Origin of the sequence: Citrobacter sp. Marseille-Q5395, assembly GCF_947057495.1 — a bacterium.
Taxonomy (GTDB): domain Bacteria; phylum Pseudomonadota; class Gammaproteobacteria; order Enterobacterales; family Enterobacteriaceae; genus Citrobacter; species Citrobacter murliniae.
The window spans coordinates 243,833-262,921 of the sequence record NZ_CAMSEL010000009.1 but is presented as its reverse complement, the minus strand read 5'-3'; the positions used below and the strand labels follow the sequence as shown (position 1 = coordinate 262,921).

Here is a 19,089-nt window from a genome sequence, read left to right as displayed (position 1 = left end):
AGGAGAAATCATGAAACTCACAAGACGTGACTTTATCAAGACGGCTGGCGCGGCAACCGGGACTATGGCGATTTCTTCGGTGATCCCGATGCCAGCCTGGGCTGAAGGCCAAAATGGTGGGGCAATCCTGACAGCTGCACGTTGGGGAGCGGTGTATGTGGAAGTTAAAGACGGCAAAGTCGTTTCTTCAAAAGGCGCATTGCCTAAAACGGTGCCTAACTCATTGCAGCAAACCGCGCCCGACCAGGTACATACCAATATCCGCGTGAAATATCCGATGGTGCGCAAAAGCTATCTGGAAAACCCAGGTAAAGCGGATGGCAAACGAGGGAGCGATCCTTTCGTGCGTGTCAGTTGGGAGCAGGCGCTGAAACTCATTCATGAACAACATAGCCGGATCCGTAGCAGCTATGGCCCGGCTTCAGTGTTTGCTGGTTCTTATGGCTGGCGCTCCAGTGGTGTGCTGCACAAAGCGCAAACCTTACTGCAACGTTACATGAGTATGGCTGGGGGATACGCCGGACATACCGGGGATTATTCAACCGGAGCGGCCCAGGTCATCATGCCTTACGTTGTAGGCTCAGTTGAGGTATATGAACAACAGACTACCTGGCCAATGGTACTCGAGCACAGCCAGGTCGTGGTGTTGTGGGGAATGAACCCGCTCAATACGTTAAAAATTGCCTGGAGCAGTACGGATGAACAAGGACTCGAGTATTTCAATCTGCTGAAAAAATCAGGAAAAAGCGTTATCGCTATCGATCCAATGCGTTCAGAAACAATTGAATTCTTTGGTGATAATGCCACCTGGATTGCACCGCATATGGGGACAGACGTCGCCATGATGTTGGGTATTGCACATACGTTGGTGAAGAAAAATCTCCATGACAAAGCGTTCCTGGAAAAATACACCACCGGATATCCGCAATTTGAGGAATACCTGCTCGGCAAGAGCGACAATATTGAGAAAACTGCTGAGTGGGCATCAGGCGTCTGTGGTGTACCTGCAGAACAACTGGAGAAGCTGGCGGAAATTTTCTCCAGTAACAAAACCATGCTTATGGCAGGCTGGGGGATTCAGCGTCAGCAATATGGTGAGCAAAAACACTGGATGCTGGTGACACTGGCGGCGATGCTGGGGCAAATTGGTACAGAAGGCGGTGGCTTCGGCTTCTCCTATCATTACTCCAATGGCGGGAACCCGACGCGTACTGGTGGGGTATTACCGGCTATCTCGGCCAAAGTGGAAGGCGGTTCGTCAGCTGGAAATGACTGGGCGGTTTCCGATGCCGTGACAAATCTTCCCGTGGCGCGAATTGTCGAAGCGCTGGAGAATCCGAGTGGAAAATATCAGCATAATGGTAAAGAGCAGACCTTCCCGGAGATCAAAATGATCTGGTGGGCTGGTGGCGCTAACTTTACCCATCACCAGGATACAAATCGTTTAATTAAAGCCTGGTAGAAGCCAGAACTGGTTGTTATCTCCGAGTGTTACTGGACTGCTGCGGCTAAACATGCCGATATTGTTCTGCCCATCACTACATCGTTTGAGCGCAACGACCTGACCATGACCGGCGATTACAGTAACCAGCATCTGGTGCCGATGAAGCAGGTTATTGAACCGCAGTTTGAAGCGCGTAATGACTTTGATGTGTTTGCCGATCTCGCTGAAATGCTTAAGCCTGGCGGAAAAGCGGTCTATACCGAAGGCAAAGATGAAATGGCGTGGTTGAAGCAATTCTATGATGTTGCGCAAAAAGCCGCCCGTGCCCAGCGCGTTGCCATGCCTCAGTTCAATGCGTTCTGGCAGCAGAATAAATTGATCGAAATGCGTGAGAACGAAAAGAACAACAAATACGTGCGTTATGCTGATTTCCGCAATGATCCGGTTATGAATCCACTCGGAACGCCAAGCGGTAAGATTGAAATCTACTCGAAAACGATTGAAGGCTACAAATATAAAGACTGTCCGCCACATGCTTCGTGGATTGAACCGGATGAGTGGAAAGGGTCTGCGGATAAGGATCAGCTACAGCTGCTAACGGCGCATCCGGCACATCGCCTGCACAGCCAGCTGAACTACGCTTCGCTGCGTAAAGAATACGCTATTGCAAATCGTGAGCCGGTGACTATTCATCCGGATGATGCAAAAGCGAGAGGTATCGCCGAGGGAGATCTGGTGCGTGTCTGGAATGATCGCGGACAGGTGCTGGTTGGGGCGCACGTCAGCGACGGGATCAAACCAGGGATCATCTGTATCCACGAAGGTGCCTGGCCTGATATTGAGAATGGTATTTGTAAAAATGGCGGTGCTAACGTACTGACTGCGGACATTCCAACCTCAAGACTGGCGAATGGCTGTGCGGGGAACACAAGCCTGGTATACGCGGAAAAATATACTGGCGAAGCACCAAAACTGACCGTATTTGATGAACCTGAAATCGTAACCATCTAGGTTCGCCTGTGCTGCTAAGTCAAACGGGAACCGCAAGGTTCCCGTTTTAAAGCCCTAATCTTTCAGGCCGCATTCTTGCTGCTGCATCTGTACCTGCAGTCATGAATATCTACTCCAGAACAATCACATCCCCAGTTGCAGGTGCGCTTATTTCAGGTAGCCACAAGCGCCCCCACGATCCGGTACAATGACAGCCAAGGAGTCTTTCTGGTTTCTGTTGATTCAGAAATTGCCGGACTTGCCATAGTTTATACGGCGAAGCACAACGTAGATGAAAGCCGCCAATCAGGGCGTGGATCTTCGTGATTCCGGTTATATTTTGGCAATGGCGTACGATGTTCTCTATCCCACGATGCCCACAGCCGGTAATAATAACTAAGCCGCGATCAGATTTATAAATCAATACACCTTCGTCGGTGATGTAGTCCTGTCGCATGGTGCGCTCACGAATAACACCATAGGCTCGCGGTGTGGGAACGCTTATCTCTCCAGACCACAGAAAACGTTCGCTGATGGATAGCGGTTCCTGGGTGTACTCCATACTGAGGCGAGAGTAATCATTATCGCGTGATAATTTCTTGATTTTTGAGGTATATCCAAAAAGGGATATTGCAGAATAACGCTCACAGGCTATTTGGGGATGGCAGATGACGCGAGTGTTGTCCGCCAGCCAGGACACGCCGCCGCAGTGATCATAATGACCGTGTGAGAGTACCGTAGCCGTTAATTGAGACAGGTCTACGCCCATCAGCGCGGCATTAAGCTTAAAGCTATCGTCCGGCCCGGTATCAAACAGAATTGTGGTCGTTTCATCTTGGACTAACAGACTGAGCCCTGGTTTTGCCTGCAATGATGTTTCTGCACCGGCAGCGCGCCTGTTTTCCAGCAACACTGTGATGGTTAAAGCCATGGCTGACTCCAGCGTTAAAGCGCCATACTGTAACGCGCGGAATTTAAGAGCGCTGTGATCTCAGCGCTCTTTGCTATTAATCAGCGTTAATAGTAGCGGTTGTCATCATCGTTATGATGGTGATTATGCCGCCATGCATGTTGGTTTTCTCTCTGCTCACGCTCCTGGCGGTCATGCTCTTTTTCGTGATTTTTGTGGTTAGCTATTGCCGTAGCAACAGCTGCAGCACCGACTCCAGCGGCGGCAGCAGAAAGGTACGGATGTTCAGCACAGCCTGACAGGCTGGCCATGATGACCATTGCGGATATCAGCTTTTTCATTATGGTGTAATCCGTTATTCACGCACAATTTTGCCAGCGTTACCGGCATCAGGATCAATCCAGCTACCACGACCATTCGCTTTAATGGTGTATGTTGAATACCCAACGCGGAAGGTCATCGTATCTTTATAAGTATTGATATCACGCACTTCGTTACCATTTACGTAGACGGTGGAGTCTTCGATGTGAATATCTACACTGCGCTGACCATTCTCAAAATTTGCAACGTAATTCCCGGAGAACTTGCCATAAATTCCGGCCTGATCATGATTGCGCGGCTGATCTTCACCATGTCGGTGATGTCGATTCTGATGGTTTTCTGTGTTGTCGATAAATCCATGATCACGATTCCACTCATAGGATTTATTAACATCGCAGCCGTTGAGTTCGCTCATCTGCGTACAGCCCGAGCGTTCATATTTTTTCTGCATTGCAGGAGTAATTGCGCATGCAGTGGTGGCGGTTGTCAGACCCAGGACAAAGACGGCCAGCAGACGTTTTTTCATTCTGTTACTCACTATCATCATTGAATTTATTTATAGGAATACTAACTTTCTTTACGTCATGTTTATGACGGAAGCAGTCTCCCACTAAATATTAATAAAACATACCAGGGGAATTCCTAATTTATATTCATCGGAAGGTTGTTGTTATTGATAAAAGCAACATCATGAGCTGGATGTTTACGTATTTTATACAAGTTGTTTATGTCTCAGGTGTTATTTTACTTTTTGATGAGGAGTTTAATAGAATATTAATATTGACATTAATAATTCGGTGAGGATAAACGAAAATACAGGCCTGTTGATAGACAAGCCTGTGAAGGGGCGGTTTTGTGATTGTAACCTATAGTTATTAGGTTTTTTTTAAAAAAACTGGTATCAATTATCCCTGTGTCGGGATACGTTCACGGTGTTTTTCTGCCTGCAGTTCATGTGAATATGAATGGCTGTTATTCATCGACTGGTGAACGACCATCGCTTGTTCATGTTCATTCATGTGTGAGAAGGATGGAGCAATAGTCTGCCTGTATTTGCTGTTATACGCCTGCATCTCATGTGCCTGAGCCATTTTTTGATGGGCTGGAGCATCGCTGTTATTCATCATTTGATGAGCCGTCGCCGCTTGCTGATGGGTTCCTGAAGATTCTGCCGCATTAACGCCAGCTGAGATAAAAAATGCAATAGCTAAAAAAGACGATATTTTATTCATCATATTCTCCGGTTTGGTTTGACGGAGGGAATTATAATAAACAGGTACGCTCAACGACGTGACAGGATTATGACGGTTGTGTCAGAGAATAAATCTGCAATGGTGCCTCAGCGCCATTGCAGATGATTAAATCGCATGTTTTGGTAGCGTCAAAATAAAGCGGGTGGCGCGTGGGTCAGATGTCACAGAGACCTTGCCCTGATGAGCAGTGACGATTGATTTCACAATAGCCAGTCCAATACCGCTACCTTCGCCCTTACGCTGTCGCGATGGGTCCACCCGATAGAAGCGGTCGAAGAGCCGGGGGAGGTGTTCTGCGGCAATGGGGGGGCCGGGATTCTCGACGATAATCTGTACCTGCCCATCAGCCTCTTTCACCCGCACAGTCACAGACTCGCCTTTTGGGGTGTAACGTATGGCGTTAGAAATAAGGTTACTCATGGCCCGGCGTAACATTAAAGGATCGCCGGATACCCAACACGCGCGGCCTTCAAAACGCAAACTGACTTCACGCTCTTCCGCCCACGCTTCAAAAAAGTCGAATACTTTGCTGACTTCATCCGCCAGATTTAGTGCAGTCTTTTCCGGGATCAATTGATTATTGTCCGCTTGCGCCAGGAACAGCATGTCGCTCACCATCTTCGACATTCGACCAAATTCTTCAAGATTCGAATAGAGCACATCTTCCAGCTCTTTTTGGCTGCGGGGCTGGCTGAGCGCAATTTCCGTCTGCGTGACCAGATTGGTTATTGGGGTGCGGATCTCATGGGCAATATCTGCTGAGAAATTGGACTGACGTTTAAACACATCCTCGATTCGTTCAATCATATGGTTAAACGAAGCTACCAGTTGCTCCAGTTCAATAGGTACAGCCTGTGGATCCAGGCGGACGTCGAGATCCTTAGAGGTAATATTCTGGATTCGGCGGCTGACGTTACGGATTGGTGCGTGGCCTTTATAAACAGCGAACAACACGATAAAAATAATCATCATGCTGATCAACGATGCCGTCATAATCAGTTTGTTTTTCAAGTCATTAATGTAGTGCAGATGAAAATCTATCGATAATGCCATATACAGCGTATAGGCTGCTTTTCCGTCAGGTAGTTGGCCAATTGGCAAACGAATCATTCGCCAGTTGGAGGACATTTTTTGCCCGTGGGCATGTTCCTGTGAATGCAGCATTGGGCCGGATAATAAAAAGACGTTATTACTATGGGCATTTTTATCCGGCTTAGCGCTGGCGATAAACTGGCGGAGATCCGGCGCACCTGGCGAATGGAAAATCGCTTTTTGATTGGCATCTTCAAGTGAAATAATGACGTTTGAATATCCAGCAACCACGTTTTTTAATGTTTCCAGTCGTCGAAATTCCGGCTCGTCGGGATGATTAAGAATGCGTTCCAGCGTGGTGCTTATTTCTTTTAAGTCATTGATATCCTGCTCGGCGAAATGAACTTTCACTGAGTGGATCATTATCCAGGCAAAGGCGAAAAACGAGGCGATAGTGGCCAGACTAATAAAAAAGGTCAGACGCGTTGCCAGCGAAAAAGGGCGTTGCAATCGTTTAATGACCATCCGGTACCTCAAGCATATACCCCACGCCGCGCACGGTCTGAATCAGCTTCGGTTCAAAATCATTATCAATTTTGGCGCGCAGCCGTTTAACGGCGACATCAATCGCATTGGTGTCGCTGTCAAAATTCATATCCCAGACCTGAGAAGCGATAAGTGACCGGGGCAAGACTTCACCCTGATGGCGAAGGAAAAATTCGAGCAGCGTAAACTCTTTGCTGGTGAGGGTAATGCGCGTCCCGCTGCGGGTCACTTTTCTGCTGACCAGATCAACCATTAAGTCCGCAACCTGAAACTGACTTTCAACAATCACCGCAGCCCCTCGTCGCAACAGCGTTCTGACCCGCGCCAGAAGCTCGGCAAAGGCGAACGGTTTAACCAGATAGTCATCGGCACCCAATTCCAGGCCTTTGACCCGATGTTCAATCGTACCTAGCGCAGTGAGAAGAAGGATTGGCATACCTTTGTTGGCGGTGCGCAGCATACGTACAATATCCCAGCCGTTTACGTCAGGCAGCATGATGTCAAGAATGAGCAAGTCGTAATCGCCGGTCATAGCCAGGTGATATCCGTTCAGACCGTTATCTGCTAAATCCACAACAAAACCTGATTCTGTCAGGCCCTTGGTCAGGTATTCGCCAGTTTTTTTCTCATCTTCGACTATCAAAATCTTCATCACATTCTCCTTCACGCACTGGCTGTGCGGGTTTTCAATTCTAGAGGAGCCGGATCGGATAGCAATGAGTTATTGGGAAAATGACAGTTTTGTCATTTACCTGTCACCGGTTAAACAGAGTCAATTAGGTAAGGTACAAGTCGATAAATTCACACTCATTTTACGGTTATCAGTCCGGTCCGGACGAGAAGAGCTATGTGCAAATTTAAACTTCTTACCCTCAGCGCTATTTTTGTTCTCGCCGGTTGTTCTCTGGCTCCGGACTATCAGCGCCCGGCCTTGCCGGTGCCGCAGCAATTCTCCTTAAGCCAGAACACGCTGGTTTCTGCACCAGCGGGGTATCAAGATACGGGATGGCGCACCTTCTTTGTGGACGAGCAGGTAAAGGCGTTGATAGGTGAGGCGCTGCTCAATAACCGTGATTTACGCATGGCAACCCTCAAGGTTCAGGAAGCGAGGGCACAATATGGCGTGACGGATGCTGACCGTTATCCGCAGATTAATGCAGGCTCCAGCGGCACGTATAGCGGAAAATTAAAAGGCGATACCAGCACTAACCGGGAATTTGAGGCCGGGCTGAATCTCAGTTTCGATTTGGACTTTTTCGGTCGGCTAAAAAATATGAGTGAAGCCGACCGGCAGAACTTCTTTGCCAGTGAAGAAGCACGTCGGGCGGTGCATATCCTGTTAATCTCCAATGTATCGCAAAGTTATTTCAATCAGCGTCTGGCTTATGCGCAGCTGAAAATTGCGGAAGAAACGCTGCAAAATTATCAGCGTTCTTACGCCTTTGTCGAGAAACAGTTATTAACCGGAAGCACCAATGTTCTGGCGTTGGAACAGGCTCGGGGCGTGATTGAAAGTACGCGCAGCGATATCGCAAAACGTAAAGGTGAACTGGCGCAGGCGAATAATGCATTGCAGCTGTTGCTCGGAACCTACGGAAAATTACCAGACGATCGGTCGCGCAGCCATGGCGATATTAAAGCAGTGACGTTGCCGCCAGCGCTCCCTTCGCAAATACTGCTCCAGCGGCCAGATATCATGGAAGCTGAGCATGCTTTAATGGCGGCAAATGCCAATATTGGCGCTGCGCGAGCGGCATTTTTCCCGTCAATTACGCTAACCAGTTCAGTATCCGCCAGCAGCAGCGACCTCTCCAGCTTATTTAATGCCGCCAGCGGCATGTGGAACTTTGTCCCGAAAATCGATATTCCGATTTTTAACGCCGGACGTAATCAGTCAAATCTCGATCTGGCAGAAATTCGTCAGCAACAGTCGGTAGTAAATTACGAGCAAAAAATTCAGAACGCGTTTAAAGAGGTGGCTGATGCGCTGGCGTTACGTCAAAGCCTCGCCGATCAGATTACCGCCCAGCAACGCTATCTGGAGTCCCTGCAGATCACTTTGCAACGCGCCAGAGCACTTTATCAGAATGGTGCAGTGAGCTATATCGAGGTGCTGGATGCGGAACGTTCTTTATTCGCAACGCAGCAATCGCTGCTCGATCTTAATTACGCCCAACAGGTTAATGAAATTAAACTGTTTGCTGCCTTAGGCGGCGGTTGGGCGGAATAACCCTATATTCGTCATATTTAAGTTGCATTAAACTGTCAGGAGAATGATTTATGAATATTACCGCCAAAGCCGCTCTGTTTAGTTTTTTATCTGTGGTTATGTTTAATGCTCAGGCAAATGAGCATCAGCATGGTTCCATGATGAATATGGAGCCAACGGCTCAACAGGAACAAACAATTAGCGCAACCGGTGTGATTGAATCTATTGATACAGAAAATAAAAAAATCACCATTAAACACGAGCCTATTCCGGCGGTGAACTGGCCCGCAATGACGATGCGTTTTACGCAAGTCTCCGATACACGTGCTGATGATATTAAGCCAGGCGATAAAGTGGCGTTTACTTTTGTGCAGCAGGGAAATCTCTCTGTCTTACGAGATATTCACATCAGTAAATAACGAAGTCCGCAGGTCTCTTCTGTTCTTACCCGGGTTGTTTTGCACACGGGTAAGACACTCGCGCAATGGAAATCACTATGGCGTCTTTAAAAATTAAAAATACCGCGCTTATACTCGCAGGCATGATTGCCGGTGGGATTATTTCTGTCGGTGTTTATACCTATTTTTCATCAGCAAACGTTTCGGCCGATACAGCGTCACCTTCGCCAAAAGAAGCCCGTAAAGTTCTGTTCTGGTATGACCCAATGTATCCGAATACACGCTTTGAGAAGCCAGGTAAATCGCCGTTCATGGATATGGATCTGATCCCGAAGTATGCCGATGAAGAGACTGCGAGCGCTTCTGCGCCGGGAGTGCGTATCGATCCGACTCAGACTCAGAATCTGGGATTAAAAACGGAACCTGTGCGCCGTGGGCCATTACTGTATGCGCAAACATTTCCAGCAAACGTCAGTTATAACGAATATCAGTTTGTCATTGTGCAGGCGCGTTCCGCTGGTTTTATCGAAAAGGTCTATCCGCTCACCGTGGGTGACAAAATTAAAAAAGGCGCGCCGCTAATCGACCTGACAATCCCGGATTGGGTTGAGGCGCAGAGTGAATACCTGCTGTTACGTGAGACCGGCGGTACCGCCACACAGGTTGAAGGTATTCTGGAAAGGTTACGTCTGGCCGGTATGCCAGAGGCGGACATTCAGCGTTTAACATCTACCCGCAGAATTCAGACACGCTTCACCCTGAGAGCACCTATTGATGGGGTGATTACCGCATTTGATTTGCGTACCGGCATGAACATTTCAAAAGACAATGTTGTGGCGAAAATTCAGGGTATGGATCCGGTGTGGGTCAGCGCGTCGGTCCCGGAGTCTATCGCCTGGCTGCTTAAAGATGCCTCGCAGTTTTCTATCACCGTGCCAGCCTGGCCTGATAAACCCTTTACCATCAGCAAGTGGAGCATTCTGCCGAGCGTCGATGCTACCACACGAACTCTCCAGCTACGTTTGCAGGTTGATAACCCTGACGAGGCGCTTAAACCGGGGATGAATGCTTATCTGAAGTTGAAAACGCAAAGTGAACCGATGTTGCTTATCCCATCTAAAGCGCTGATTGATACCGGCACGGAGCAGCGGGTGATCACCGTTGATAACGAAGGACGGTTTGTACCGAAGCAGGTTGCGGTATTCCATGAATCTCAGGGGCTAACGGCTATTCGCTCTGGTCTGGCTGAAGGTGAAAAAGTCGTTTCCAGCGGTCTGTTCCTGATTGACTCCGAGGCGAATATCTCCGGTGCGCTGGATCGTATGCGGGCCCGGCAAAGTGATGCGCCAGATGCCGCAGCAATGCCCGCTCCGGCGACCCATGCACACTGAGGATATGACAAATGATTGAATGGATTATCCGTCGCTCGGTAGCTAATCGTTTTCTGGTGATGATGGGGGCGTTATTTCTCAGCATCTGGGGAACGTGGACCATCATCAACACGCCCGTGGATGCTTTGCCGGATCTCTCTGATGTTCAGGTGATCATCAAAACCAGCTACCCCGGCCAGGCCCCGCAAATTGTTGAAAACCAAGTTACATACCCACTGACCACCACCATGCTGTCAGTGCCGGGGGCTAAAACAGTCCGTGGCTTTTCGCAGTTTGGCGACTCCTACGTATATGTCATTTTTGAAGATGGCACTGATCCTTACTGGGCGCGCTCCCGCGTCCTGGAATATCTCAACCAGGTGCAGGGGAAATTGCCTGCGGGTGTCAGTGCGGAAATGGGACCGGATGCCACGGGTGTTGGCTGGATATTTGAATATGCATTGGTGGATCGCAGCGGAAAACACGATCTGGCCGAATTACGTTCTCTTCAGGACTGGTTTTTAAAGTATGAACTGAAAACCATCCCTAACGTGGCGGAAGTCGCCTCGGTTGGGGGAGTGGTCAAAGAGTATCAGGTCGTTATTGACCCAATGAAGCTGACGCAATATGGCATCAGCTTGTCTGAAGTGAAGTCTGCGCTGGATGCGTCTAACCAGGAAGCCGGCGGTTCTTCCGTGGAGATGGCGGAAGCGGAATATATGGTTCGGGCCAGCGGGTATCTGCAAACACTCGATGATTTCAATAACATTGTACTGAAGTCAGGGGCAGACGGTGTGCCGGTTTACCTGCGTGATGTTGCGCGCGTACAAATCGGACCGGAAATGCGTCGTGGGATCGCTGAGCTGAACGGTGAAGGCGAAGTGGCTGGCGGAGTCGTCATTCTGCGTTCAGGTAAAAATGCGCGTGAGGTGATCTCTGCCGTTAAAACCAAACTTGAAACGCTAAAAAGCAGCCTGCCGGAAGGCGTTGAGGTAGTTACAACATACGATCGCAGTCAGCTAATTGATCGTGCGATTGATAACCTGAGCTACAAGCTTCTGGAAGAGTTTATCGTCGTGGCGCTGGTTTGTGCTCTGTTCTTGTGGCATATCCGCTCGGCACTGGTCGCGATTATTTCTCTCCCGCTGGGCCTGTGTATTGCATTTATCGTGATGCATTTTCAGGGACTGAACGCCAATATTATGTCGCTTGGTGGGATTGCCATCGCGGTTGGCGCGATGGTTGATGCCGCGATCGTGATGATTGAGAACGCGCATAAGCGGTTGGAAGAGTGGGAACATCAGCATCCGGGTGAAAAGCTGGATAACGCAACACGCTGGCAGGTGATCACTAACGCCTCGGTAGAAGTTGGTCCGGCGCTGTTTATTAGCTTACTGATTATTACTCTGTCGTTTATTCCCATTTTCACCCTTGAGGGGCAGGAGGGACGGCTCTTTGGGCCGCTGGCGTTTACCAAAACCTATGCCATGGCGGGGGCGGCGTTTCTGGCAATCGTGGTGATCCCGATCCTGATGGGGTTCTGGATCCGCGGCAAAATTCCGGCGGAAAGTAGTAATCCGCTCAACCGTTTCTTGATTCGTATTTACCATCCGCTACTGCTGAAAGTACTGCACTGGCCGAAGACCACCCTGCTGGTGGCGGTGCTGTCGATTCTTACGGTTATCTGGCCGATTAATAAAGTCGGTGGCGAGTTCCTACCGCAGATTAATGAAGGTGACCTGCTGTATATGCCATCAACCCTACCGGGGATTTCGGCGGCGCAAGCGGCGGACATGTTGCAAAAAACCGACAAGCTGATCATGACAGTTCCGGAAGTAGCGCGCGTGTTTGGTAAGACCGGCAAGGCTGAAACGGCAACTGACTCCGCGCCGCTGGAGATGGTCGAAACTACGATCCAACTGAAGCCACAGGATCAGTGGCGTGCGGGGATGACGATGGACAAAATCATCGAGGAGCTGGACAAAACCGTACGCTTGCCTGGGTTGGCGAATCTGTGGGTGCCGCCGATTCGTAACCGTATCGATATGCTTTCCACAGGGATCAAAAGCCCAATCGGTATTAAGGTGTCGGGGACCGTGTTGTCAGATATTGACGCCACGGCTGAGCAAATCGAAGAAGTGGCCAGAACCGTACCAGGTGTGGCTTCGGCACTGGCGGAGCGACTGGAAGGTGGTCGCTATCTCAGTGTGGATATTCACCGTGAGAAGGCCGCGCGCTATGGCATGACCGTAGGTGATGTGCAGCTGTTTATTACCTCGGCAGTGGGGGGCGCTATGGTGGGGGAAACGGTTGAAGGGATTGCACGCTATCCGATCAATCTGCGCTATCCGCAAAGCTTCCGCGATAGCCCTGAAACGTTGCGTCAACTGCCGATTTTGACTCCAATGAAACAGCAGATCACGTTGGCTGATGTGGCGGATGTGAAGGTCGTTTCCGGACCGTCGATGCTGAAAACCGAGAATGCACGGCCCACCAGTTGGATCTATATCGACGCACGCGATCGCGACATGGTCTCGGTGGTTAACGATCTAAAAAAAGCGATCGCCGAAAATGTACAGTTAAAGCCGGGGACCAGCGTGGCGTTCTCCGGTCAGTTTGAGCTTTTAGAGCGAGCCAGCCATAAGCTAAAACTGATGGTACCGATGACGCTAATGATTATTTTCGTGCTGCTTTATCTGGCATTCCGTCGCGTTGGAGAGGCGCTGCTGATTATTACCAGCGTGCCATTTGCGCTGGTGGGGGGGATCTGGTTCCTCTACTGGATGGGGTTCCATCTGTCGGTAGCGACCGGAACCGGATTCATCGCGCTGGCAGGAGTAGCCGCTGAGTTTGGCGTAGTGATGTTGATGTACCTGCGTCACGCCATAGAAGCCGAACCGGCTCTGGAAAATCCACAAACTTTTACAGCGGATAAGCTGGATGAAGCGCTCTACCACGGGGCAGTACTTCGTGTTCGTCCCAAGGCGATGACCGTGGCGGTGATTATCGCCGGTTTGTTGCCAATATTGTGGGGAACAGGGGCCGGGTCGGAAGTAATGAGTCGTATTGCTGCGCCGATGATTGGCGGCATGATAACCGCGCCGCTATTGTCGCTGTTTATCATTCCTGCGGCGTATAAACTGATGTGGCTACATCGACATCGCTCTCAGAAATAGCATCCTGAAAGCGCGCGCTTCTGACCGGGGGGCGCGCTATGACTCCAGCGCTTTTACCCGTTTTCGGTATTCTCCCGGCGTGCAGCCGAATTGTCGGAGAAAGACTTTGTGAAACGATGACTCGCTGGCATAGCCTACCGATTCGGCAATGACAATCAGTGGCTGAGATCCACGTGACAACATCTGAGCGGCGAATTGCAGACGTAATGTGGTTAATACCGCGAGTGGAGTAGAGTTTGAGACCTCGCGGAATAACTGCGCGAAACTGGCCCGCGACATATGCGCGCGTTGTGCCAGTTCTTCCACAGTCCAGGGATGCGCGGGCGATTCCAGCATCAGGAAAACCACGCCCCCCAGTCTGGGGTGCAACAACAAACTTAGTACGTTCTTTGCGGGCGTAGCCTGTGTCAGCCATTGCCGAACGGCGAGTGTGAACAGCGTTGCGCACTGCTGACTGCATACCACATCCGATCCCGGCAGGTCGGTTGAGGATTCCTCCTGAAGTAGCGCAATCATCGCCCTGAGCCAGTGGCCGACGTGGCTATTTTCATCCGGTGCCAGTATTAGTGCTTCCGGCAGCGTGGTTAAAAAATAACGAGAGGAGGGCGGTAGCCGTAAACTGCCGCAGACGATATGTGTTTGTTCCTCACCAGACTGGCAAAGCCGATGCGCTGAGTTTTGCGCAAGGATCACAATCGAACCAGCACGAAGCGTAAACGAGGTTCCATCAGGCATGTCCAGTTGGGCAGCCCCTTGGGTCACGGTGTGCCAGCGGATAACTGACAATTCGCCCGCAGCGTGTGGCAATTGCCAGTCTCTGCTGAGCAGGCAATTTTTATCAATAGATCCCTGCGGGTCGTTAAGCATCAGTAATCGGCTAAGGGTATCCATAAAGACTCCTGAACAATTTTTATTGTTGGGGGGTGGCAGCACTAATAACATACTTTTATATTAAATCATTAATGTCAAATAGTTAGTGTATTTTCAATATATCGACTGAGTAAGTTATTTATTGCTGTTTAGACGATTGGACAAAAACAATCGCGTTATGGATAGGCTTTTCTGGCATATCGCTCCGTATACTTTGGATTAACAAATGAACAGTGACTTTGCGGAGAGACAGCATGAATCAATACCAGGCAATCATTATTGGTTTTGGTAAAGCGGGTAAGACGCTGGCGGCGGCCCTGGCACAAAAGGGCTGGCAGGTGGCTATCATCGAGCAGTCCAATACTATGTACGGTGGAACATGTATCAATATCGGCTGCATTCCAACCAAAACCCTGGTGCATGATGCTGAATTGCAGCATGACTTTGCCGCAGCGATGCAGCGTAAAGCCTCTGTTGTGAGCTTCTTGCGTGATAAAAACTTCCATAATCTCGCTGATCTGGACAATGTGGATGTGATTGAAGGGCGCGCTGAGTTTATCGACAACCATACCGTGCGGGTGATTCAGCCGACCGGAACACTCGAGGTTCGCGGCGAGAAGATCTTTATCAATACTGGCGCGCAGTCAATTATTCCTGATATTGCAGGCCTGTCCGACACTCCTGGAGTCTTTGACAGTACCGGGCTGTTGAATCTGACGCAGCGCCCACAGCGTCTTGGTATTTTGGGCGGGGGATATATTGGCCTCGAGTTCGCGTCCATGTTCGCCAACTTTGGCAGCCAGGTAACAATCTTTGAAGCGGCACCGCTGTTTTTACCGCGTGAAGATCGGGATATCGCCGAGGCCATCGCCCAAATTTTGCGTGACCAGGGCGTAGAATTAATTCTCAACGCCAATGTACAGTCGGTATCGTCCCATGACGGCATGGTGCAGCTACAGACGCCGGAAGGTCTTCGAACTGTGGATGCGCTGCTGGTTGCCTCAGGGCGAAAACCCGCGACTGAGCATCTGCAGCTAAAGAACGCCGGGGTGGATGTGAACGAGCGCGGTGGGATTATTGTGAACAAATATCTGCGGACTTCTGCAGATAACATCTGGGCGATGGGTGATGTAACCGGTGGTTTGCAATTTACTTATGTTTCACTGGATGATTTCCGCATTGTCCGCGACAGCTTATTTGGCGAAGGTTTACGCAATTCAGGCGATCGCCAGAATGTGCCGTATTCCGTTTTTATGACGCCGCCGCTCTCTCGTGTAGGGATGAGTGAAGAACAGGCTCGTGCCAGCGGGGCAATGGTCCAGGTGGTAACGTTACCTGTCGCGGCAATCCCACGAGCGCGGGTGATGGATGATACACGCGGCGTCCTCAAAGCCGTGATTGATGTAAACACTCAACGTATATTGGGAGTATCACTATTGTGTGCGGACTCTCATGAGATGATTAATATCGTCAAAACCGTTATGGATGCAGGGTTACCTTATACCGTATTGCGTGATCAAATATTTACGCACCCGACGATGAGTGAATCACTCAACGATCTTTTTTCTCTCATAAAGTCATAAATCCAGGGATCTGCCTTAAGGGGGATTTTGCATTCAGCCCGGACAGAAATTAATCAGTAGTACTTATTTTCTAACGTTATACCCTCTGTAAGATAGTATGCCATTATAGTTTAATACGGTAATTACCGGGGTCAGCTTAATGCTGGCCTTTTTTAACTTAAGTTAAATTTATTTACACGCCTGCAATATTAATCATTAGCAAATGAAATAATCCATCATGATTATTTCATTTGCTAATGATATAACGCCGTAAGCATCCATTTTCCTGTCAGCGATTAAACCATAGCTGGCGCTCAGCTTAGTCGTTCCGCCTTGCCCACCCATTGTTATCTATTATACCCGGCTAATTTTACGTTATTTTTATCTCTAAATGGAATTATAGATTTATTTCTTATTCCTTTTTGTTATTGTTGATGCGCAACTTCACATGGTTTTAGGCCTGGCTTCAGCTAGAATTAATTCTCATCAAACGTTTTTACATATCAATGTAAGATTAAAGATAGTTAAAAACTTAAGTTCGCATCAACAGTTTGACATGGAATCCACTAAGGTTATTAAGCACCAGGGGTGGATGCTGATCTCGTGTTTTGTCGGTAATCGAGACTGAGACCGAGACATATCTTAAATATGGAAATAAGGGTTTTTGTATGAGTTTTGGATTAGCCAAGGAAAACAAGTTTGAAATCATCGCCATCCTTCGTGAGGAGTTGCACAAGAAGACGAAGCTGGAAGTCTTATGTGAAAACAGCAGTGTTATCACGCAGTTAGAAAAGATTGATTTTGAACACTTTATGATTTCCTGGCACGAAGACATCATCCCTGAAAAGGTCCAATACTTTATCCTGCACAGCGATAGCGGGATTATCAAATTCAGCGCCAGACTCGAAAAGAGTCCGACAGCAGGTGCGGAGGCAGGATTATCTTATGCCATCCCGGATATGATTTTCTTTGCCCAGCAGCGACAGAATCAGCGGTTCTCTTTTTTGAAGGGCTATGATTTTTTCTGTTTTGGTCGTTACAAAAACGGAGAAAACTACTCATTTAAGATAAAAAACATCTCACAGGGCGGTTGCGCATTAATTGTTAAAGATGTGAATGCACGTTTTCTTTATAAAGATGCAGTGATTAAAGGTGCCTCTCTGGATTTTGATACGTTTGGAAATTTGCAGCTTGATTTAAAAGTTATTGATGTCGTCATGATCAACGAATTTGATGAGGATAATCAATTGTATTCCTGCTATCAGATTTCATGCGGGTTTGATTTCAGGAACCGTCGTGAAGAGGCAGAAGTTGAGAAAATAATCATCAAATTTTTAATGAGCAACAAGATCAGAAGTTTATAAGGAATGGTGAACAGGATGTTGATGTGTGGCAGTGATAATTTTGTAGGCAACGGTATGTTCGCCTATCTGACTAGCAAACATGTACCGATCAAAACCTACCAGTTTGAGGACATGTTGCATCAATCATCATTGGGCCAGCATCAAACCATGGTTTTTAATATCATTAACAATGAACAGCCATGTTCCGCAATTGTGCAGTATTTGAATAAAAACAGATTTAAATTTTATAATAACGTTATCGTGATTGTTGCCGATAGTTTGGTGGCGAAATTATGTGTTGAGTTATTATATATTGAGAAAGTCATTGTCTTGACTGAAAAGTCTTCATTGCGTGATTTTTCTCAATTAGCAACGTTAGCAGTAGGGAAATGGAATCCCCGACTGTATCGTTCGCAAAAAAGATTAACCGAAAGAGAGCAGCAGATTCTGAATCTGCTGGTAAATGGTTATACAGCCAGAGAAATTTCGGAGTTAGTTAGCCTGAATTATAAAACTATTCAGGCTCACAAGATGAAGGCCGTCACCAAACTGGGGCTGAGCAATACATCTGATTTGAACAAGTTGATTGTCAGGTTTACACATAGTTTGTCTTTTTTACCCTAACCTATCCGTTCTTTTCTGATATCACACGCATAAAAGTAGATACAACCTGGGAGTGACTTTAACTGGTTTTTAATTTATATGGTTACAAAGGGGGAAGGGGGGATGTTAAATTCCAGTGAGCTGCTAAATGCGCTTGAAAAGGCGGTGAATACCACTCAGCTTTATATGGTTTATCAGCCTATATTTGACTTGCCCACCCAGAAAATTAGTGGGTTTGAAGCACTTATGCGTTGGAATAGTCCGCAAATGGGCATGATTTCTCCCGATGTTTTTATTACGCTACTGGAAGACCGCGGCAATATATTTTCAATTGAAGATATGGTTACCAATCCTCCGTGGGACGTTGCAGCAGCCTGGCCCGATCCCCTTTCGTTATCAGTAAATATTTCCGCACTTGAGTTCTGCGATCCCCTTTTACCCCAACGTATCAGGCAAAACCTTGCTGCTTGCGGACTCCCGGCCCGCCGATGCCAAATAGAGGTCACGGAAACCTCACCTTTGCGTGACTGCCATATAGCAGCTAAAAATATGACAGAGTTGAAATCGATAGGGGTGAAGTTAGCTCTGGATGATTTTGGCACCGGGCATGCTAATCTTAATTATCTGTTGAAATATCCTTTTGATACCTTAAAAATTGATAAAGAATTTGTCGCAGGAATTGAACCGGACACCCGATCAACAAAGATCGTCGAAGGTATTATTTCATTAGCACACAATTTTGGTATTGAGGTGCTGGCGGAAGGGGTGGAAACTCCCTCGCAGTTAGAACGTTTGAAGCATATTGGCTGTGATAAAATTCAAGGTTTTCTTATTTCTCCTCCGGTAATGGCCGAAGAGATCCCCGCACTGTTAACGCAAAATAACCGTTAACCTGTCAATGTCTCATTACCCCCTGATTTTCACCGGATGGCGGCGCTGACGCTTTATCCGGCCTGCTCGCAACATTCGTTTTAACTTCCCGCTCCATACCTGTAGAACTGATAGTCAGCGGGCATAAAAAAGCCTCCTGTGAAAACAGGAGGCTGGCTAAGTTTATGCTGG

15 protein-coding genes and 1 pseudogene are annotated in these 19,089 nt (G+C 48.3%); 9 read left to right on the top strand and 7 right to left on the bottom strand.

The genetic code is table 11. From position 1 onward, the window contains the following. Window positions 1–10 precede the first annotated feature (10 nt). Window positions 11–2,455 (top strand): annotated as a pseudogene (locus tag OH663_RS12260) (trimethylamine-N-oxide reductase 2). A gap of 109 nt (window positions 2,456–2,564) precedes the next feature. Here OH663_RS12260 and OH663_RS12255 read toward each other — a convergent pair. The 6 genes from OH663_RS12255 to cusR all read right to left on the bottom strand — a co-directional run bounded on the left by OH663_RS12255 (window position 2,565) and on the right by cusR (window position 7,148). Then, window positions 2,565–3,365: an MBL fold metallo-hydrolase gene (locus OH663_RS12255; protein ID WP_200010466.1), complete on the bottom strand. Its 801-nt coding sequence runs from the start codon at window positions 3,363–3,365 to the stop codon at window positions 2,565–2,567. An 86-nt stretch (window positions 3,366–3,451) separates the two neighbouring features. Beyond that, window positions 3,452–3,685: a membrane lipoprotein lipid attachment site-containing protein gene (locus OH663_RS12250; protein ID WP_045440851.1), complete on the bottom strand. Its 234-nt coding sequence runs from the start codon at window positions 3,683–3,685 to the stop codon at window positions 3,452–3,454. Between the two features lie 14 nt (window positions 3,686–3,699). Next, window positions 3,700–4,191, bottom strand: coding sequence for a hypothetical protein (locus OH663_RS12245; protein WP_045440861.1), 492 nt, complete (start codon window positions 4,189–4,191; stop codon window positions 3,700–3,702). A 379-nt stretch (window positions 4,192–4,570) separates the two neighbouring features. Beyond that, entirely contained in the window at window positions 4,571–4,897 is a 327-nt protein-coding gene (locus tag OH663_RS12240) for a copper-binding protein (protein ID WP_200010777.1), read from the bottom strand. Between the two features lie 126 nt (window positions 4,898–5,023). Then, window positions 5,024–6,475: a Cu(+)/Ag(+) sensor histidine kinase gene (locus OH663_RS12235; protein WP_200010467.1), complete on the bottom strand. Its 1,452-nt coding sequence runs from the start codon at window positions 6,473–6,475 to the stop codon at window positions 5,024–5,026. After that, entirely contained in the window at window positions 6,465–7,148 is a 684-nt protein-coding gene (gene cusR / locus OH663_RS12230) for a copper response regulator transcription factor CusR (RefSeq protein WP_045440867.1), read from the bottom strand. The genes OH663_RS12235 and cusR overlap by 11 nt, the downstream gene beginning before the upstream one ends. 195 nt (window positions 7,149–7,343) lie before the next feature. Here cusR and OH663_RS12225 point away from each other — a divergent pair, with 195 nt between their 5' ends. The 4 genes from OH663_RS12225 to OH663_RS12210 all read left to right on the top strand — a co-directional run bounded on the left by OH663_RS12225 (window position 7,344) and on the right by OH663_RS12210 (window position 13,649). Then, entirely contained in the window at window positions 7,344–8,726 is a 1,383-nt protein-coding gene (locus tag OH663_RS12225) for an efflux transporter outer membrane subunit (protein ID WP_200010468.1), read from the top strand. A 50-nt stretch (window positions 8,727–8,776) separates the two neighbouring features. Continuing rightward, window positions 8,777–9,124: a cation efflux system protein CusF gene (cusF, locus tag OH663_RS12220; protein WP_045440871.1), complete on the top strand. Its 348-nt coding sequence runs from the start codon at window positions 8,777–8,779 to the stop codon at window positions 9,122–9,124. Window positions 9,125–9,201: 77 nt separating this feature from the next. Further along, window positions 9,202–10,494 carry an efflux RND transporter periplasmic adaptor subunit gene (locus OH663_RS12215; RefSeq protein WP_200010469.1) on the top strand — a complete coding sequence of 431 codons (1,293 nt, stop codon included), beginning with the start codon at window positions 9,202–9,204 and terminating at the stop codon, window positions 10,492–10,494. Between the two features lie 11 nt (window positions 10,495–10,505). Beyond that, window positions 10,506–13,649, top strand: coding sequence for a CusA/CzcA family heavy metal efflux RND transporter (locus OH663_RS12210; RefSeq protein ID WP_200010470.1), 3,144 nt, complete (start codon window positions 10,506–10,508; stop codon window positions 13,647–13,649). A gap of 36 nt (window positions 13,650–13,685) precedes the next feature. Here the strand turns inward: OH663_RS12210 and rclR are convergent, their stop codons facing one another. After that, window positions 13,686–14,540 (bottom strand): reactive chlorine-specific transcriptional regulator RclR, encoded by an 855-nt coding sequence (gene rclR, locus OH663_RS12205; protein WP_200010471.1) that lies wholly within the window; start codon window positions 14,538–14,540, stop codon window positions 13,686–13,688. 233 nt (window positions 14,541–14,773) lie between these two features. Here rclR and rclA point away from each other — a divergent pair, with 233 nt between their 5' ends. The 4 genes from rclA (at window position 14,774) to OH663_RS12185 (ending at window position 18,918) form a co-directional block, all read left to right on the top strand. Next, entirely contained in the window at window positions 14,774–16,102 is a 1,329-nt protein-coding gene (gene rclA / locus OH663_RS12200; RefSeq protein WP_200010473.1) for a reactive chlorine resistance oxidoreductase RclA, read from the top strand. Between the two features lie 647 nt (window positions 16,103–16,749). After that, window positions 16,750–17,445 carry a flagellar brake protein gene (locus OH663_RS12195; protein WP_048221901.1) on the top strand — a complete coding sequence of 232 codons (696 nt, stop codon included), beginning with the start codon at window positions 16,750–16,752 and terminating at the stop codon, window positions 17,443–17,445. Window positions 17,446–17,466: 21 nt separating this feature from the next. Next, window positions 17,467–18,048, top strand: a complete 582-nt coding sequence (locus OH663_RS12190) for a helix-turn-helix transcriptional regulator (RefSeq protein ID WP_190284553.1) — start codon at window positions 17,467–17,469, stop codon at window positions 18,046–18,048. Window positions 18,049–18,150: 102 nt separating this feature from the next. Further along, a complete protein-coding gene (locus OH663_RS12185; protein WP_045440887.1) occupies window positions 18,151–18,918 on the top strand; it encodes a putative bifunctional diguanylate cyclase/phosphodiesterase in 768 nt (255 codons plus the stop codon). Window positions 18,919–19,089: the final 171 nt, after the last annotated feature.

What these genes read in the sequence shown, in the direction of transcription:
- OH663_RS12215 (WP_200010469.1), top strand. Translation starts at nt 9,202, where the DNA reads ATGGCGTCTTTAAAAATTAAAAATACCGCGCTTATACTCGCAGGCATG.
- OH663_RS12250 (WP_045440851.1), bottom strand. Translation starts at nt 3,685, where the DNA reads ATGAAAAAGCTGATATCCGCAATGGTCATCATGGCCAGCCTGTCAGGC.
- OH663_RS12235 (WP_200010467.1), bottom strand. Translation starts at nt 6,475, where the DNA reads ATGGTCATTAAACGATTGCAACGCCCTTTTTCGCTGGCAACGCGTCTG.
- rclR (WP_200010471.1), bottom strand. Translation starts at nt 14,540, where the DNA reads ATGGATACCCTTAGCCGATTACTGATGCTTAACGACCCGCAGGGATCT.
- OH663_RS12240 (WP_200010777.1), bottom strand. Translation starts at nt 4,897, where the DNA reads ATGAATAAAATATCGTCTTTTTTAGCTATTGCATTTTTTATCTCAGCT.
- OH663_RS12185 (WP_045440887.1), top strand. Translation starts at nt 18,151, where the DNA reads ATGTTAAATTCCAGTGAGCTGCTAAATGCGCTTGAAAAGGCGGTGAAT.
- OH663_RS12245 (WP_045440861.1), bottom strand. Translation starts at nt 4,191, where the DNA reads ATGAAAAAACGTCTGCTGGCCGTCTTTGTCCTGGGTCTGACAACCGCC.
- rclA (WP_200010473.1), top strand. Translation starts at nt 14,774, where the DNA reads ATGAATCAATACCAGGCAATCATTATTGGTTTTGGTAAAGCGGGTAAG.
- OH663_RS12255 (WP_200010466.1), bottom strand. Translation starts at nt 3,365, where the DNA reads ATGGCTTTAACCATCACAGTGTTGCTGGAAAACAGGCGCGCTGCCGGT.
- OH663_RS12210 (WP_200010470.1), top strand. Translation starts at nt 10,506, where the DNA reads ATGATTGAATGGATTATCCGTCGCTCGGTAGCTAATCGTTTTCTGGTG.
- OH663_RS12190 (WP_190284553.1), top strand. Translation starts at nt 17,467, where the DNA reads ATGTGTGGCAGTGATAATTTTGTAGGCAACGGTATGTTCGCCTATCTG.
- OH663_RS12225 (WP_200010468.1), top strand. Translation starts at nt 7,344, where the DNA reads ATGTGCAAATTTAAACTTCTTACCCTCAGCGCTATTTTTGTTCTCGCC.
- cusR (WP_045440867.1), bottom strand. Translation starts at nt 7,148, where the DNA reads ATGAAGATTTTGATAGTCGAAGATGAGAAAAAAACTGGCGAATACCTG.
- OH663_RS12195 (WP_048221901.1), top strand. Translation starts at nt 16,750, where the DNA reads ATGAGTTTTGGATTAGCCAAGGAAAACAAGTTTGAAATCATCGCCATC.
- cusF (WP_045440871.1), top strand. Translation starts at nt 8,777, where the DNA reads ATGAATATTACCGCCAAAGCCGCTCTGTTTAGTTTTTTATCTGTGGTT.